This is a genomic window from Enterococcus sp. AZ035 (genome assembly GCF_050548325.1).
GTDB lineage: Bacteria > Bacillota > Bacilli > Lactobacillales > Enterococcaceae > Enterococcus > Enterococcus faecalis.
Window position 1 is genome coordinate 1,327,283 of the sequence record NZ_CP172958.1, and the last position, 14,773, is coordinate 1,342,055.

Annotated in this window: 15 protein-coding genes and 1 riboswitch; all 15 genes read right to left on the reverse strand. The window is 38.8% G+C overall.

The features are described from left to right. Positions 1 to 49 precede the first annotated feature (49 nt). Positions 50 to 1,528, reverse strand: a complete 1,479-nt coding sequence (locus tag IGL32_RS06380; protein ID WP_002357511.1) for an acetaldehyde dehydrogenase (acetylating) — start codon at positions 1,526 to 1,528, stop codon at positions 50 to 52. Next, complete coding sequence (locus IGL32_RS06385) at positions 1,519 to 2,037, reverse strand: BMC domain-containing protein (RefSeq protein WP_002357510.1); 519 nt, start codon at positions 2,035 to 2,037, stop codon at positions 1,519 to 1,521. Before IGL32_RS06385 ends, IGL32_RS06380 begins: the two co-directional genes overlap by 10 nt. A 13-nt stretch (positions 2,038 to 2,050) precedes the next feature. After that, a complete protein-coding gene (gene eutL, locus IGL32_RS06390; protein ID WP_002357509.1) occupies positions 2,051 to 2,704 on the reverse strand; it encodes an ethanolamine utilization microcompartment protein EutL in 654 nt (217 codons plus the stop codon). Positions 2,705 to 2,717: 13 nt separating this feature from the next. Further along, positions 2,718 to 3,629: an ethanolamine ammonia-lyase subunit EutC gene (gene eutC / locus IGL32_RS06395; protein ID WP_002363986.1), complete on the reverse strand. Its 912-nt coding sequence runs from the start codon at positions 3,627 to 3,629 to the stop codon at positions 2,718 to 2,720. A 17-nt stretch (positions 3,630 to 3,646) separates the two neighbouring features. Then, on the reverse strand, positions 3,647 to 5,011 hold the full coding sequence (locus IGL32_RS06400) for an ethanolamine ammonia-lyase subunit EutB (RefSeq protein WP_002357506.1): 1,365 nt from the start codon (positions 5,009 to 5,011) through the stop codon (positions 3,647 to 3,649). Positions 5,012 to 5,028: 17 nt separating this feature from the next. Next, on the reverse strand, positions 5,029 to 6,477 hold the full coding sequence (eutA, locus tag IGL32_RS06405; protein WP_016617362.1) for an ethanolamine ammonia-lyase reactivating factor EutA: 1,449 nt from the start codon (positions 6,475 to 6,477) through the stop codon (positions 5,029 to 5,031). A 66-nt stretch (positions 6,478 to 6,543) separates the two neighbouring features. Continuing rightward, positions 6,544 to 7,977, reverse strand: a complete 1,434-nt coding sequence (locus IGL32_RS06410; protein ID WP_002357504.1) for a sensor histidine kinase — start codon at positions 7,975 to 7,977, stop codon at positions 6,544 to 6,546. Then, positions 7,978 to 8,550, reverse strand: a complete 573-nt coding sequence (locus tag IGL32_RS06415) for an ANTAR domain-containing response regulator (RefSeq protein WP_002357503.1) — start codon at positions 8,548 to 8,550, stop codon at positions 7,978 to 7,980. A gap of 27 nt (positions 8,551 to 8,577) precedes the next feature. Next, entirely contained in the window at positions 8,578 to 8,925 is a 348-nt protein-coding gene (gene eutS, locus IGL32_RS06420) for an ethanolamine utilization microcompartment protein EutS (RefSeq protein WP_002357502.1), read from the reverse strand. Between the two features lie 159 nt (positions 8,926 to 9,084). Continuing rightward, a complete protein-coding gene (locus IGL32_RS06425) occupies positions 9,085 to 10,215 on the reverse strand; it encodes a 1-propanol dehydrogenase PduQ (RefSeq protein WP_002357501.1) in 1,131 nt (376 codons plus the stop codon). A gap of 292 nt (positions 10,216 to 10,507) precedes the next feature. Then, positions 10,508 to 10,657, reverse strand: a riboswitch (adenosylcobalamin (AdoCbl) riboswitch). Positions 10,658 to 10,701: 44 nt separating this feature from the next. Next, entirely contained in the window at positions 10,702 to 11,283 is a 582-nt protein-coding gene (locus IGL32_RS06430) for a cob(I)yrinic acid a,c-diamide adenosyltransferase (RefSeq protein WP_002371113.1), read from the reverse strand. Next, positions 11,280 to 11,723, reverse strand: a complete 444-nt coding sequence (locus tag IGL32_RS06435; protein ID WP_002363995.1) for a EutP/PduV family microcompartment system protein — start codon at positions 11,721 to 11,723, stop codon at positions 11,280 to 11,282. The genes IGL32_RS06430 and IGL32_RS06435 overlap by 4 nt, the downstream gene beginning before the upstream one ends. Before the next feature lie 141 nt (positions 11,724 to 11,864). Further along, on the reverse strand, positions 11,865 to 12,632 hold the full coding sequence (locus IGL32_RS06440) for an ABC transporter ATP-binding protein (RefSeq protein WP_002365688.1): 768 nt from the start codon (positions 12,630 to 12,632) through the stop codon (positions 11,865 to 11,867). Then, positions 12,629 to 13,636, reverse strand: a complete 1,008-nt coding sequence (locus IGL32_RS06445) for a FecCD family ABC transporter permease (RefSeq protein WP_002394472.1) — start codon at positions 13,634 to 13,636, stop codon at positions 12,629 to 12,631. Before IGL32_RS06445 ends, IGL32_RS06440 begins: the two co-directional genes overlap by 4 nt. Then, on the reverse strand, positions 13,629 to 14,657 hold the full coding sequence (locus IGL32_RS06450) for an ABC transporter substrate-binding protein (RefSeq protein ID WP_002396310.1): 1,029 nt from the start codon (positions 14,655 to 14,657) through the stop codon (positions 13,629 to 13,631). Before IGL32_RS06450 ends, IGL32_RS06445 begins: the two co-directional genes overlap by 8 nt. Positions 14,658 to 14,773 lie beyond the last annotated feature (116 nt).

Consider the following 14,773-nt stretch of genomic DNA (forward strand, 5'->3'; position numbering starts at 1 on the left):
CCCTAAATCCAATAATTCATTTGTTTTACTCTTACTCGCTCGTTTCTTGTTAGTTTAAGCGAGCTAAAACTTGAGCCACCACGGCATTTACTAGTTCTTCTTGATTGGTTGTTTCGCAAGAAGTAGCCACAGATGTGGTTGATGTTTGACCAAATTCTTGACGAATCTCTTCTAAATCACGCACGCCATATGCAACACGACGTAAATTGAACAGATTTTCAACCCCAATATTATCAGAAGTTGAGCTGCCACCAACTGCGCCACAGCCAAGTGTTAATGCTGGCACTAAGTTAGTTGAAGCACCAATGCCGCCAAGTGTACCAGAGGTGTTAACAAGCAAACGAGAGACGGGTTTTCTTAAGCCAAATTCACGAATGACTTCTTTGTTTTCTGTGTGAATGCCCATTGTATGACCCGCACCTTCACCTTTCAAAATTTCAATTGATAACGCGCAAGCTGCTTCCCAGTTTTCAACTGTATAGAAAGCAATAATCGGTGCCAATTTTTCTCTTGAAAATGGATATTTCAAGCCTACATGTGTTTCTTCGGCAACAATTAAGCGGCGATCTTTTGGAATAGATAAACCAACTAATGAAGCAATATGTTGAACGGAACGTCCCACGATTTGCGGGTTCATTGTACCGTTTGGTCGTAAAATAAATTTAGCTAATTTGTCGGCTTCGGCTGGACTTAAGAAATACGCTCCCTGCTTAATTAACTCTTCTTTGACCGCTTCACGGTTGACAGTTTCAACAATAATTGATTGTTCCGATGCACAAATTGTACCGTTATCGAAAGTTTTTGAATCCATTATTTGTTTCACTGCATGAGGAACATTTGCGCTTCGTTCGATGTAGGCTGGTCCATTACCAGGCCCAACACCGATTGCTGGTGTTCCAGAAGAGTACGCGGCTTTAACCATTGCGTTTCCACCAGTAGCTAAAATTAAATTTGTTTCTTTATTTTTCATTAATTCGCTGGTCGCTTGCATGGTTGGCGTTTTGATGACCGAGACACAACCTTCTGGTGCCCCTGCAGCAATAGCCGCTTTTTGGATAATTTCCACTGTTTCAATAATCGATTTCAACGCATTGGGATGTGGTGAAAAAACAATGCTGTTGGCAGCTTTTAATGAAATTAATGCTTTGTAAATGACTGTTGATGTCGGGTTGGTAGAAGGAATTAATCCTGCAATTACACCCACTGGGACAGCAATTTCAGTGACTTTTTTGGCAGCATCATCATGGATCACACCAACTGTAGCTTTGTCCTTCATTTCGTCATATACTACTTTTGAAGCGAAAGCATTTTTGATGATTTTATCTTCATAGATACCAAATCCTGTTTCTTCATTGGCCATTTTCGCTAACTTTTCTCGTTGGTTAAATGTAGCCTCTGAAACCGCTTGAACAATCGCATCGATTTGTTTTTGCGAAAATGTTGCTAATACTTGCTGTGCCTCTTTGGCTTTTCTGATTAAATTTCTTGTTTCTTGGATGGAACGTAAGTCTTTATCTACTAATTCCACTCGTCTTCACTTCTTTCTATTTCAGCCATGATTGCTTGAATTAAAGCTTCTTTATTGGCAAATTTAATCTCACTTTTCTTTAAACTACTTAGGTTCATTTTGTAGGCTTGTTTGCGTAAATCAACCACGCGTTGTGTTTCTAATTTTTGGCGTGTGCCTGTGTGTTCTTCCAAATCTGGTGTTTCAATCTCTTCTTCAATTACTTCTACTTGTTCCATCGGTTCAGGTGCTGACTTGGGTTCTGGATCTGATAAAATCACTTCCGTTTGAGCATCAACCCGTGAGATCACATGATGAGCAATTAAACAATTTAATTCTTTAGCTACTTCCGTACCTACTTCAACGGCAGCTTGAACCGCGGCAACGTCACCAATCAGTTCCACAGTTGTTAAACCGCCATTAATAATTTCAGCTTTTAACAAAGTAACGTCGGCGGCTTTCAATGCCGCATCGGCCACACTAATGGCACCTAAAAATCCTTTGACTTCGACCATTCCTAATGCTTTCATTCAGGTCACATCCTTAATAACTCAACGGATTGTCAGCGATATTTTGAATGACTTGTTCAAACGCACTGCAAGCAGCTTTACATGCAGATTGACTACCTGTCAATAAGGCGCCGCCAAAGTTCGTTTCAGAAGGTGGGCCATAAAAGACACCCATTTGAACATCGGCAGCTTTCATTGCTGCATCTAAGCCAACCATTGCTTCTAGCGGTGGTGCAATCAGATAAGCAATCGCTTCACCTTCAGGAATATTCGCTTGTTCAGATAAAAAGCTACCCGTTCTTGATACTACATGTGCAAAATAAACAATGCTGTCATCTTCGTTAGCACTATAGAAGCTGGCTTCTTCTTCAATGACTTGCGTAATGACACTCAAGCCACTATTGACTTCGGCAGGACTCGGACCAGCAATAATGCCAATCACTTCACCGGCTAATTTGGTTGAAGCATTTGCTGCGCCAGCATACATACTTTTACCGTAAACTACAGTAACATCGGCGGCTTTGGTTGCTTCATCTAATGCAACATAAGTGACATCATCACAATCGGAAGTAACAATTCCTAATGAGCGATGTTCTGGTTTCAATGATAATTCTTTTGCTAATGCCGGATCGACATTGGGAATGACTTTCATACTTAGGACATTTGCGCCTAGACGATCATTTTTCATGAGAAATCCTCCTTTATTCAGCTTCTTTTAAATCAATACCAGATTTTTTCTTGTCTAACATTTTTTTAATAATTTCGGCAATGTAGGCCCCTGCTTCAACAGCCGGTGTCCCACCTTTGTGAATATTTGAAATAACTGTCCGCCGTGCTTCTGGCATACCGACAGTTGGTTTGTAAGCAATGTAGGCACTCATAGATTCAGCTGTTACTAAACCAGGACGTTCGCCAACTAGCAAGCAAACAACATCAGCGTCAGTGATTTCACCAATTTTATCCATTGCTGGCACGCGACAATATTTAACAAAAACTACATTGTCGAAATCTAAGTTGTACATGTTTAATCCTTGTTTAATTGCTGGTAGGACTTCTTTAATATTCGCTTCGATAGCAGCTGAACTAAGGCCATCCCCTACGACCATTTGGATTTTGGCTTTTGGTGTCGTATTTTTCCGAATGATTTCACTATTTTCTTCATCAAATTGACGACCATAATCTGGACGTGTTAAATATTCATCTTTACTGTTACAGATTGTTTTTGTAGAAATAAAATTCATTTCTTTTACCAAGTCTTCGCTTACGTCTGAAAAGACTGCATCTTGTGCTGCCGCATGGTCTGCTCGGAAACGTAATGTTGAACTAGTCATATAACGCGTCCCTGCACGACCAACGCCTAAACGAGCTGGCGAGAAAGCTTTCATTTTTAATAGTGCTTCAGGATCTACGGCATTTTTCAATAGTAATTGTTTACGTAAATCTACTTCAGTAATGTCAGGAATTAGGCCTTCTTCAATTTCTGTCGTTTCAGTGACGTGTGTTGTGACTGGTTTTTCTTCAGCAGTCACAGTGGCAGTCGAAACCGCTTGATTGTCAGCGACCATTTCTGTTAAAATTCCGGCAATCATTTCTTTTAATTCTTTTTCGTTCATTTGTATTCTCACCTCGTTTATTTAATAAATACAGATGCATCGCCAGCGCGACTTGTTAATTTTCCGTTTTCCATTAAGCCCATTTTTTCCATCCATTCTTCAAATTCTTTAATTGGACGTAAGCCTAATGTTTCACGAATCGTCGCAGTTTCATGGAACCCAGTTGTTTGATAATTTAACATGACATCATCGCCATGAGGAATCCCCATGATATACGTACAACCAGCTGTTGCTAATAACATTGCTAAGTTTTCCATATCATTTTGATCAGCTTTCATATGGTTGGTGTAGCAGACATCACAACCCATTGAAATTCCTGTTAATTTGCCCATGAAATGATCTTCTAAACCAGCGCGGATGACTTGTTTTGAATCGTAAAGATATTCTGGTCCAATAAAGCCGACAACGGTATTTACAATATACGGATCAAATTTTTTGGCTAAGCCATAACAACGCGCTTCCATTGTGACTTGGTCTGCACCAAAGTTCGCTTCAGAAGAAAGTTCTGAGCCTTGACCTGTTTCAAAATACATCACATTAGGACCAGCTGCTTGACCACTGTGAAGCGCTAAATCTTGTGCTTCAGCTAAAATTTCTGCATTTAAACCAAATGCTGTGTTCCCTTTTTCTGAACCAGCGATGGATTGAAAGACTAAGCCAGTTGGCGCGCCTTGACGCATGGCTTCCATTTGTGTCGTTACGTGAGCAAGCACGCAAGTTTGTGTTGGAATTTCCCATTCGCTGCGGAACTCTTCAAATTTGTTTAAGATCCGTTTAACACTTTCTGTAGAATCATCAACAGGATTCAAACCAATTAAGGCATCACCGGCGCCATAAGAAAGACCTTCCATAACTGAAGCCATAATGCCATCGACATTATCGGTTGGATGGTTCGGCTGTAAACGATTTGAAAAAGTTCCGGGACGGCCAATCGTTGTGTTGGCGGTTTTTTCAATATTGATTTTTTTTGCGCCAACAATTAGATCCATGTTGGACATTAATTTACAGACAGCAGCAATCATTTCTGAAGTGAGTCCACGGGAAATTCGTTTGATATCAAAATCGGTTGTTTCCGAAGATAAGATAAATTCGCGTAATTCTGCGACTGTCCAATGTTTAATACTTTCAAAAATTCGCATATTGACTTGGTCAATAATAATGCGTGTCACTTCGTCTTCGTCATAATCAACAACGGGATTGTTAAACAAGTCATTTAAGGACAATTCCGATAAAACGACTTTCGCCGCCACGCGTTCTTCGGCTGAATTAGCAGCTACGCCAGCTAACTTGTCGCCAGACTTTTCTTCATTGGCTTTGGCTAAGACTTCTTTAACGGATGTAAATTGATAGACTTTGCCAAATAGTTTGGTTTTTAAAATCATCTTTGTGTCGCTCCTTTTTAATTAAATACTAAGGTCTTAACAATGACTGGAAGGACGGCCCCTTCTGCCACTGGTAAGCCGATATCTACATAATCACCGTTTTCTACTTTGACCGAGTCAAGACAGATAAACGGATAGTCTTTTGGCAGATGGGCACTTAAGGCATGCCCTAAAGCTTTCGCCATGTCTTCATCCACCATAACAATAATGGGAATTTGTTCAGCAACTAAACTAGCTAATCCTTCCACAATCCCTTGACCATAGCGTTGAATATCAGCAAATGTTGGATTGCTCATGCCTCTAATTGCTAGGGCAATCTGGGGTGTTTCTTCAATACGATGCCAATTGAGTTTTTCTTGGATTCGCTGGCCTAATTCTGTCACAGTAAGGGTTTCATCCTCTTGCGCTAATTTTAGAATTGGGATATTTTTTACCGGCAAAATTTGCTCACGATAAGCGATCGTGCTTCCGCTAATTTCAGCAGTGTGTGAACCTGCTCCGACGACCGTCGCTCGGATTGTTTCTGCGCTTTCTAAGACTTCTTTTTCCGAAAAAATCAGTGACTTTCTCAGATATTTTCCTAAAAGCAAGCCGATGTCTCCATATTTAAAGAGATTCGTACTTGTCGTATTTAAGCAATCAGCCACACCACCAGAAAATGTTACAATTGGTAATTCCTCAGCTTTTCGTAGTGGATGGTTGGTTACTAATAACTGGTAGAACGGGCTTTGTGTCCCCAAGCCAATGCTATTTTCTAACACGGCAACTAATTCCGAAATAATTGGCAGTAAGTTTTGTTCGGTGGCTTGGTCACCAAGGTGCAAGGTTAGCCCTTTTTTATTTATAATTTCTTGAATCTTCGGAGCTATATAGGTGATTTTTTGTTGTTGATCTAATTTAATTAAGCGTCCGCCAATGTCAAAACAAGCCGTATCAATCACTTCACCATCTTTAAAGACAGCTAAATTTGTCGTTCCACCACCAATGTCTAAATTAACCACTGGTTTGCGTTTCGTTTCAGAATAAGTTTGAGCACCAGCGCCTTTCCCGGCAATGATACTTTCTAAATCAGGACCAGCCGTAGCAACGACAAAATCACCTGCATAGCCACTAAGTGCTCGTAGCACATTGTTGGCATTGCTTTTTCGAGCAGTTTCACCTGTGATAATTACCGCACCCATTTGAATATCTTGTTTATGAATGCCTGCTTGGCGATATTGCTCCGCTACAAACGCTTTGATAGGTTCTGCATCAATTTCTGATTGGTTAAGTAAGGGTGTAAAGATAATGTCACTTCGGTAAATGACTTTTTTATCAGAAATGCTGATACGTGGTACTGTAAACGCAGAGGCAAAATTTTCAACAGTTAATTCTGACAAGACTAATTGGGTTGTAGACGTCCCTAAATCAATCCCTACGGTTAAAAGTGTTTCCTTCGACATCGCCTGACTCGCCTCCTTTTGCATACAAAAAGGCACTTAAAGAATCGTTAGAAAATTTCTTTCTACTTTTCTTTAAGCGCCTTTGCTTAATCAATGAACAACATCACTGGTGTTCTGTTCGAAATAGAAACAGGTTTTAGTTCCCTGTTTATTGGATTCAATTGTAATTTTTCCTTTTAATTTATCTTTTACGTAGCTTTTGACAATCATCAAACCTAAACTGGTCTCGTTACTTTGATGAACGTCATATCCTTTACCATTATCTGTAACAGTAATGGTGATCATTTTATTATCTAATGTTCCACTAAGTTTAACAACGCCACTTGTTTGTGGCTCAAATGCATGATCAAAAATGTTTTGTAATAGTTCGTTGACAACAAGGGAAATGGTGACCATTTGTTCGCTAGAAACCATAATGGCTGGATCAACATCCATCATCATCTCAATGGGTTGTGCGCCTTGAAAAAGATGTCTAAAATTATACATCACTGCTTCCAATGTTTGCCGTAAAGCAACGTCATCTTTGACTTGTTTTGACAGCAATTCATGGGTGGCTGCAATCGCCATAATTCGATTGACACTTTCATGAAGGACTTTCTTTGCTTCGGGGCTTTGCGTTCGCCGTTCTTGAATACGCAATAAGGAAACCACCGATTGCAAGTTATTTTTAACACGATGATGAATTTCACGAATCGCAACAGATTTGGAAATAATTTCCGCTTCTTTTTCTTTAAATTCTGTATTGTCTTGAATAATCATAATCAGTTGTTCTTCTGATGCCAACCACACTTTCCGAACCTTAAAATAATAATTAAGGTAGGTCGTTTTGCTTTCAATTGGTTGATTACTCATTTTATATTTCATTTGATACAACACATATTCAAAAGTTGTATAATCGATGGACAAATTGTCATAACTCATTCCAATGATATTATCCCGATAACCAAGTTTGCGATAAAGCTCTTGTGCATTGTGATTGGTAATTAATAAGTGACCCGCCGCATCAAAAATCAAAACGGCTTCTGCCAATTGATCAATAAATAACGCATCGACTTGACTAGTTGATTTCGCTACTTTTGCTAACTGGCAGTTATTTAGCTCCTCTTTTTGTAAGTCCGCTTGAATCTCTTCATCTGCCGCAATCTCGACAATAATGACACCAATCGTTCGATGTTCATTGCGAATGGGATAGATATTTTGCTTAATCAAACGATTTTCCTGAGTCACTGCTAACAAACCAATGCTATTTAAGCTAGTTTGCATGGTACGCAGAACACCAGGTTCATTTTTTAATAAAGCTTCCATCCCGACGACATCTCCGCTATATAAAGAAGTTGTCTTCGCAGGCGGCTTATGATAAACGACTAGTGCTTGCTGTGACATTTCCTTATACACATCAATAAAAACATCTGCACTTTGATAGAGTGTCGTCGAAGAAAGATAACGTGCTGTACGTTGTAATTCTTTAATGTCTGATTCTGAAAGATTGGTATATTGGTGACATAATTGCTCTAATCGTTTCATTTATTCATCATCCATTACAATCAATTCTGCAATTTCACTCATACGTGCGCGTTTGTTCATACTTAACGTACGCAACATTTGGTAGGCTTCTTCTTCCGATATATGATTTTCTTTTACAAGAATACCTTTGGCTTTTTCGATAATTTTACGTTCTTCTAATTTTAAACTTAATTTATCGATTTGATTTAGTAACAGCTGCGTTTGTTTGCCTCGTTCAATGCTCATTTCAATTGTAGGTATTAATGATTTTTCATCTAGAGGTTTAACTAAATAACCCAGTGCGCCTAATTTTTTAGCTTTGTCCGTATTTTGTACGTCACTGTATGCAGATAAAAAGACAATACTACTGGCTAGTTGGTCTTGAACAATTTTTTTACCTGCTTTTAGACCATCTAAAATTGGCATTTGAATGTCCATTAATACTAGGTCAGGTTGTGTTTTTTTACATACCTCAATTGCTTCAAAACCATCAGCTGCTTCACCGACTACTTCGTACCCTGCTTCTATCACAATATCACGAATATCGAGTCTCGTAATAGGTTCATCATCGACTATTACAATTCGTCCATCCATTTTCTTCACGCCCTTGTCCTTTCAACGCTATGTTCTGGTAATTTTACAAGTTACAGAAAAGTTTAAAATCTGTTGTAAACCTTCAATCACCGCTTGTAAGGCTGCTTCCACTGAGCTTACGTCACCAGAAATGACCACCGATCCAGAAAAACGATCAATAAAACCGATTTGGATATCTCCGCTTTTAGTCGCAATATCAACAGCGATAATTGCCGCTTCGCTCGGAGTGATTGTCAAAATACCTAGTGCATTGCTGGTGCCGTCTGGCAACCCTAATTTTGTATAAATTTCTTTATTAGGACTAGCAATGATGTGCGCTAACGTTACTTGTTTCCCAGGAACATATTCTTGAATCATTCGTTGTTTTTCTTCCAACCAGACTCGCTCCTTTAATTTAGCAAATAAAAAATCCTCAATAAAAAACGTAAAGGTTCCACTTTCGCTTTCTACTAAGGAGCTTCTTTGCTCTTAAATTTTGAAGCACGCCGTTGTGCTACCCACATTATATGTTATCGATTTCATCCTGTCAATCGCTTATAAGATAGAATTTAAAATTTTTGTCACTTCTGCTGCTGTTGGTTGGACAGGATTTGTTTTGGTGCAACCATCCATCAATGCGCCTTCAGCTATTTTTGGGATCGCAGCTTGGACTTCTTCTTTTGGTAAACCATAGTCACTAAAAGTGGCAGGCATGTTTAATTTTTGACGGAGTTGCTTGATTTGTCGAATAAATTGTTGAACACCAATCCGTGCATTGGTTGTCTGTGTATCATTTAGACAATTTGCTAACTGCGCATAACGTTTAGCTGTTGGTTCGTTGGCGACTTTGCCATTCGCTAAGCCACTGTTATATGCAATGACTTCCGGTAAGAGCATTGCATTCATTCGTCCATGTGGCACATGTAAACGCGCACCGGCCGCATGAGCAATACCGTGATTCAAGCCTAACGAAGTAACATTAAACGCCATCCCTGCCATACATGAAGCTAAATGCATATTTTCACGGGCTTGTTGGTTGCTACCCTCATTAAAGGCTATTTCTAAATTGTCGAATACTAAGCGAACGACTTTTTCGCACAACGCATCTGAAATCGGATTTGCTTCTGTTGAAACATACGCTTCAATAACATGCGTTAAGACGTCCATTCCTGTATCCGCTGTGATTTTTGGTGGCACACTCATCACTAAATTTGTATCTAAAATCGCAATTTCTGGTTGAATTTCATCTGTTACAAGCGGGATTTTGGTGCCAGTTTCTGCAACCGTAATCACTGAAAAATTCGTAACTTCTGAACCAGTTCCACTAGTTGTAGGAACCGCAATAAACTCAGCAATCTGAGTTTGCAAAGTACGTTTGCCAAAAAATTTCATTGCTTTGGCCGCATCAATAGCGGATCCCCCACCTAAAGCTAATATCGTATCTCCTTGAAATGTCGCTAACTGCTTAATTCCCGCAGCAATCTTATCAATTGGTGGATCGGGGATGATATCACTAAAAATTTGCCATTCACTTTTTGTTAAATGCTTTGTCACTTCATTCACAAATCCAGAGTCAACCATGAATGGATCTGTGACAATGAAAACACGTCTATCATGAAGTGTTTCCAAATTGGCTAATGCGCCTTCTCCTACCCATAGTTCGGTAGGGAAATGAATTGTTTTCATCTCAATTCCTCCTTAATAAAATACAAAAAGACACTTCAAACAAACGAAAAATCATCTGTCTGAAGCGTCTTTGCTTCCTTATGTATACGCCATTGTACACGAAACCTTATCCATAGAGTACAACGCCTTTAATTAATTGTCAATAAAAAAAGGGAATATAGCAGTACGTCATTGTACCTGAAATCTCCTTCAACATTGAAAGACCAGCCCAAAATTCCCAAAAGCACTTCCTCGTGCCATTAATTGGATTAATACAAATATCTTGGGCTGGATTTTCAACACAAGCGTTGTTAAGAAACATCCTGTTTTGCCTCGAAACAGCATGCCCAATAATGAAAAAATGAAAAGACCTGACTTAAAAGCAACCTTGCTTCTTCACAGTGGCGGGACCGTGCCAGATTCTCACTGGCTTCCATTCATATTTTTCATAAAATATTCGTTTAATCTATCTGAAATTTACCATAAGTTTTTTAGAAAAGCAACTGTTTACAATCCATCTTCTTTAATTTTATGGAAAACCATTTCGCTTCGTTCATAAAAAACATCAGGTCGTTGTGCTTGAACATTTAAATAGCGAGCCAACGCATAAAAATAATCTGATAAACGATTGGTAAAAATTAATACCTCTTCGTTAATTTTGGCTGTCCAATTTAAACGAACAATGATGCGTTCTGCGCGCCGTGCAATCGTCCGAGCCACATGAACCATACTGGCTGCTGGGGTTCCGCCAGGTAAAATAAAACGATCAATATCTGGTGATTGTGCAGTGTAGAAATCAATCCGCTGTTCTAGCCAATGCACACTTTCCTTTTGTAATTTAAATGGTCGTTGTGCTTCAATCGGTGTTGACAAATCTGTTCCCGCATCAAAAAGTAAATGTTGTAAAGCTTCTAGTTCTTCTTTAATTTCTTGATTTTCTTGTGGAAGTTGGCTGATAATATAGCCGACCCAAGAATTCAATTCATCAATCGTTCCATAACTTTCAACTCGATCAGAATCCTTAGCGACGGTTGAGCTGCCGACTAATTTCGTCATTCCCTTATCGCCAGTTTTTGTATAAATTTTCATTCTGCTTCATCCTCCTCTAAATAATCTACTAATTCTTGCAAGCCAATTTTTTCAACAGAAGAAATTTCAAAAATTCTTGTTGCACCCGCACTTTTTAATTGTTGCCGAACAATCTCTAACTGCTGAGAATCTTGTGCTAAATCAATCTTGGTTAAAATACCAATGATTTCTTTCGGGAAAATACTGCCAAATCCTGGTGAAAAAACTTGTTGTGTTTCTACAGCACTTTGAACCAAACCGATCACATCTGCTTCTGCCGCTGTGACGTTTAACGCATTATAATATTGTCGATGCAAAATAAACTCGCCCGGTGTATCAATCATTTCTGTATGAAATTCCACCGCCTGTGTTTTATCATAAATTAATTCTTTGCCTTGTAGAGCTTGACATAACGTGGTTTTGCCACAACCGATAGCTCCCATTAAAATGATTCGTTTCATCGTTACCTCCATAAAAAAGGAGCCCAAAGCAAGTACCATCACGTACTTAGTCTTGGGCTCCTTTGCCGATTTGTTAAAACACGCCATTGTGTTTCTGATTCTTTGCCTTTATCTTACCTGTTTCCAAAAAACTTGTCAAAATTATTGAATAGTTTCCCAAACTTTATGTTGTTTCTGAAAATAGGAGACAATATCTGTTTCAAAAATCGTTTGTAAAAATTCTTTGGAAGCCAACGTTTGAAAATCACCTTGCGCGGCCACTTTCCCTTGCTTCATAAACACAATTTTTTCACTTAGCGTTAACGCTAAACGGATATCATGAAACACCCCGATTAACGTTTTCCCTTCTTGCGCACTCCACTCATTTAACTGCTGAATCAATTCTTGTTGATACCGAATATCCAAATGATTATTGGGTTCATCCAATAAAATAATTTCTGGATCTTGTACAAATAATTTAGCCAAAAATACTCGTTGTTGTTGTCCTCCTGAAAGCTGATTGACAACTTTATCTTTTAAAGGCAATAAACCCGTGCGTTCTAAATAATAAAGGACTCGTTCTTTTTCTTGTTTAGAAACAATAGGTAAAAAACGTTGTGCTTGTTGTCGATACGCCCCCATCAAAACTGTTTCGTAAACCGTATAATCAAAAGCAACTGTCGTGAATTGACTCATCATCGCTACTTTCGTTGCCAATTCCTTCCGCTTTTGTCCATGAACTTCTTGACCATCAATTAAAACAGAACCACTATAAGGGACAAGTCCGGCAATCGTTTTTAAAAGTGTCGTTTTACCGCAACCATTTGGACCTAAAATACAAGTTTTACTACCTGTCGGAAAAACGAGGGAAATATCTTTTAAAATGGGGGTTTGTTGGAGCGTTACAGCTGTTTCTTTTAATTCAATCATGCAGCAACGCCCCTTTTTTTAAAGTAAATATACAAGAAGAATGGCGCTCCAATCAAGGCTGTTACGGCCCCGATGGGAATTTCTCTTGGTGATAAAATCGTGCGAGCAATTGTGTCCCCTATTACCATGATGGTCCCACCTAAGATTGCTGAACCGGGAATCAGCCAGCGATGAGTCGCCCCTAAATAGCGACGGACAATATGTGGTGCTATTAAATCAACAAAACCAATCACACCGACAAATGAAACCGCACTTCCTGCTAGTAAACTAGCCAAAAGAATAATGCGTAGTTTTGCTGTTTTGACTTCTACTCCCGATAACATCGCATGTTCTTCTCCTAAGCCAAGAACATCCAATGCGTTGGCATCAAACCAAAGAAACAGACTGCTGACAAGCAAGATTGGACAATAAATAGCAATTTTTTGCCAATTACTGCCAGAAAAACTACCCATTTGCCAAAAGACTAATTGTTTCAAATAATCTTGGAAAAGTGCTGTAATCAACGTCAAAATAGCACCGACAAACAAGGTCATAATCATTCCTACTAAAACAACTGTTTGATTGGACATTTGACTATCCATTGTTTGCGTAAATAACAAAACTAAAAAGACCGTTGCTAAGCCAAAGATAAAACCAGTTAAAGGCAATAAAAATGCCCCTAAGATCGAAGCAGTTACTCCAGTTACCATGATTAACGCAGCGCCTAAGGATGCTCCCGCTGATACGCCCAAAGTATACGAAGAAGCTAAAGGATTACCTAAGAGCGATTGCATCACCGTGCCACTTACTGCTAAGCCTGCGCCCACGAGATAGGCCATCACGACACGCGGTAACCGAACATTCCAGATGATTCCCTCTAAAATCCCGTCTTCTGAAACCGTCTTTTTCACTAAAATTTGAAGCAAATCCGTTAACGAAATCTGAACACTTCCAATTTTAATACCCAAAAAGAGCATGCTCATACTGATCAAGAGCATCAGTATGAGACACGTTTTTTTACTCATCTTTTAAATCCTTGTATTCCTCTGGATAAACAGCTTTTGCCATTTGTTTTAATGCTTTGGTAATGTGGTTATTTGGTAAAGAGCTAGACATGTTATCAATTTCGAAAACTTCTTTGTTTTGAACTGCTGGAACGCTTTCCCAGTTTTTACGAGCTAAAATTTCTTTGGCGGGATCTTTCATATAGTTAACATTGGTTAAAATGACTTCTGGTTTTGCAGCAATGGCCGCTTCTTCTGTCACTGGTAACCAGCCTTTTTCATTTGCCAAAACATTTTTTGCCCCAATTGTTTCAATCATTTCATTTAAAAATGTCCCATTACCAAAGCTATAAATGTCTGGTAAGGCAGCTACTTCAAACAAAACAGTTTTTGGTTTTTTAATGGTTTTACCAATTTTGGCTACTTCGTCGATTTCTTGATCCATTGTTTTGATTAACTTTTGTCCTTTTTCATGTTCAGATAAGCTATCCGCGATGAATTGGACGTCTTCTTTGATTGCTTTGATACTTGTACTAGTGGGGATATTAACGACTGTAATTCCAGCATCTTCCACTTGTTTCCAAACACTTTCTGAGCTAGCTAAATTGATGTCATTCACATAAACAATTTGTGGTTTCAAGGCAATCAATTTTTCGGCATCGACAGCCATCATATCCATTTGTGGTAATTTTTTTAAATCAGTCATCATTGTACTACTTTGAGTATCAACTGCGATTAATTGGTCGGTTTTACCTAAGTCTTCAATCACTTCTGTTGTTGATGGTACTAGGGAAATAATTTTGTTTGCTTCTTTGGGTAAAGTAATTTCTTTGCCGCTACGGTCTTTGGTTGGTAACGTTACTTCTGTTTTTTCAGAAGAGGTAGTTGCTTTCTTTTCCTGTTTACCACATCCTGCTAAGCCAAGTGTTGCTACTAAACCTAAAGTCATCATTGTTAAAGTAAATTTTTTCATTTTTTCATCCTCGCATTCGTCTATTTTATTTTGGGGAAAATTTTCTGAAATGAACCTCCTTTGTCTCAACGTCAAAACAATACAAAAAAACCACTTTTTTCTCCAATAGAAAAAAAGCAGTCACTTAACTATGCTAATGATATACTCAGCCAGTTATCTTCAAAGCCCCTTCTTTTTCCTACAAA

What these genes read in the sequence shown, in the direction of transcription:
- IGL32_RS06385 (WP_002357510.1), bottom strand. Translation starts at nt 2,037, where the DNA reads ATGAAAGCATTAGGAATGGTCGAAGTCAAAGGATTTTTAGGTGCCATT.
- eutL (WP_002357509.1), bottom strand. Translation starts at nt 2,704, where the DNA reads ATGAAAAATGATCGTCTAGGCGCAAATGTCCTAAGTATGAAAGTCATT.
- eutC (WP_002363986.1), bottom strand. Translation starts at nt 3,629, where the DNA reads ATGAACGAAAAAGAATTAAAAGAAATGATTGCCGGAATTTTAACAGAA.
- IGL32_RS06400 (WP_002357506.1), bottom strand. Translation starts at nt 5,011, where the DNA reads ATGATTTTAAAAACCAAACTATTTGGCAAAGTCTATCAATTTACATCC.
- eutA (WP_016617362.1), bottom strand. Translation starts at nt 6,477, where the DNA reads ATGCAAAAGGAGGCGAGTCAGGCGATGTCGAAGGAAACACTTTTAACC.
- IGL32_RS06410 (WP_002357504.1), bottom strand. Translation starts at nt 7,977, where the DNA reads ATGAAACGATTAGAGCAATTATGTCACCAATATACCAATCTTTCAGAA.
- IGL32_RS06415 (WP_002357503.1), bottom strand. Translation starts at nt 8,550, where the DNA reads ATGGATGGACGAATTGTAATAGTCGATGATGAACCTATTACGAGACTC.
- IGL32_RS06425 (WP_002357501.1), bottom strand. Translation starts at nt 10,215, where the DNA reads ATGAAAACAATTCATTTCCCTACCGAACTATGGGTAGGAGAAGGCGCA.
- IGL32_RS06430 (WP_002371113.1), bottom strand. Translation starts at nt 11,283, where the DNA reads ATGAAAATTTATACAAAAACTGGCGATAAGGGAATGACGAAATTAGTC.
- IGL32_RS06435 (WP_002363995.1), bottom strand. Translation starts at nt 11,723, where the DNA reads ATGAAACGAATCATTTTAATGGGAGCTATCGGTTGTGGCAAAACCACG.
- IGL32_RS06440 (WP_002365688.1), bottom strand. Translation starts at nt 12,632, where the DNA reads ATGATTGAATTAAAAGAAACAGCTGTAACGCTCCAACAAACCCCCATT.
- IGL32_RS06445 (WP_002394472.1), bottom strand. Translation starts at nt 13,636, where the DNA reads ATGAGTAAAAAAACGTGTCTCATACTGATGCTCTTGATCAGTATGAGC.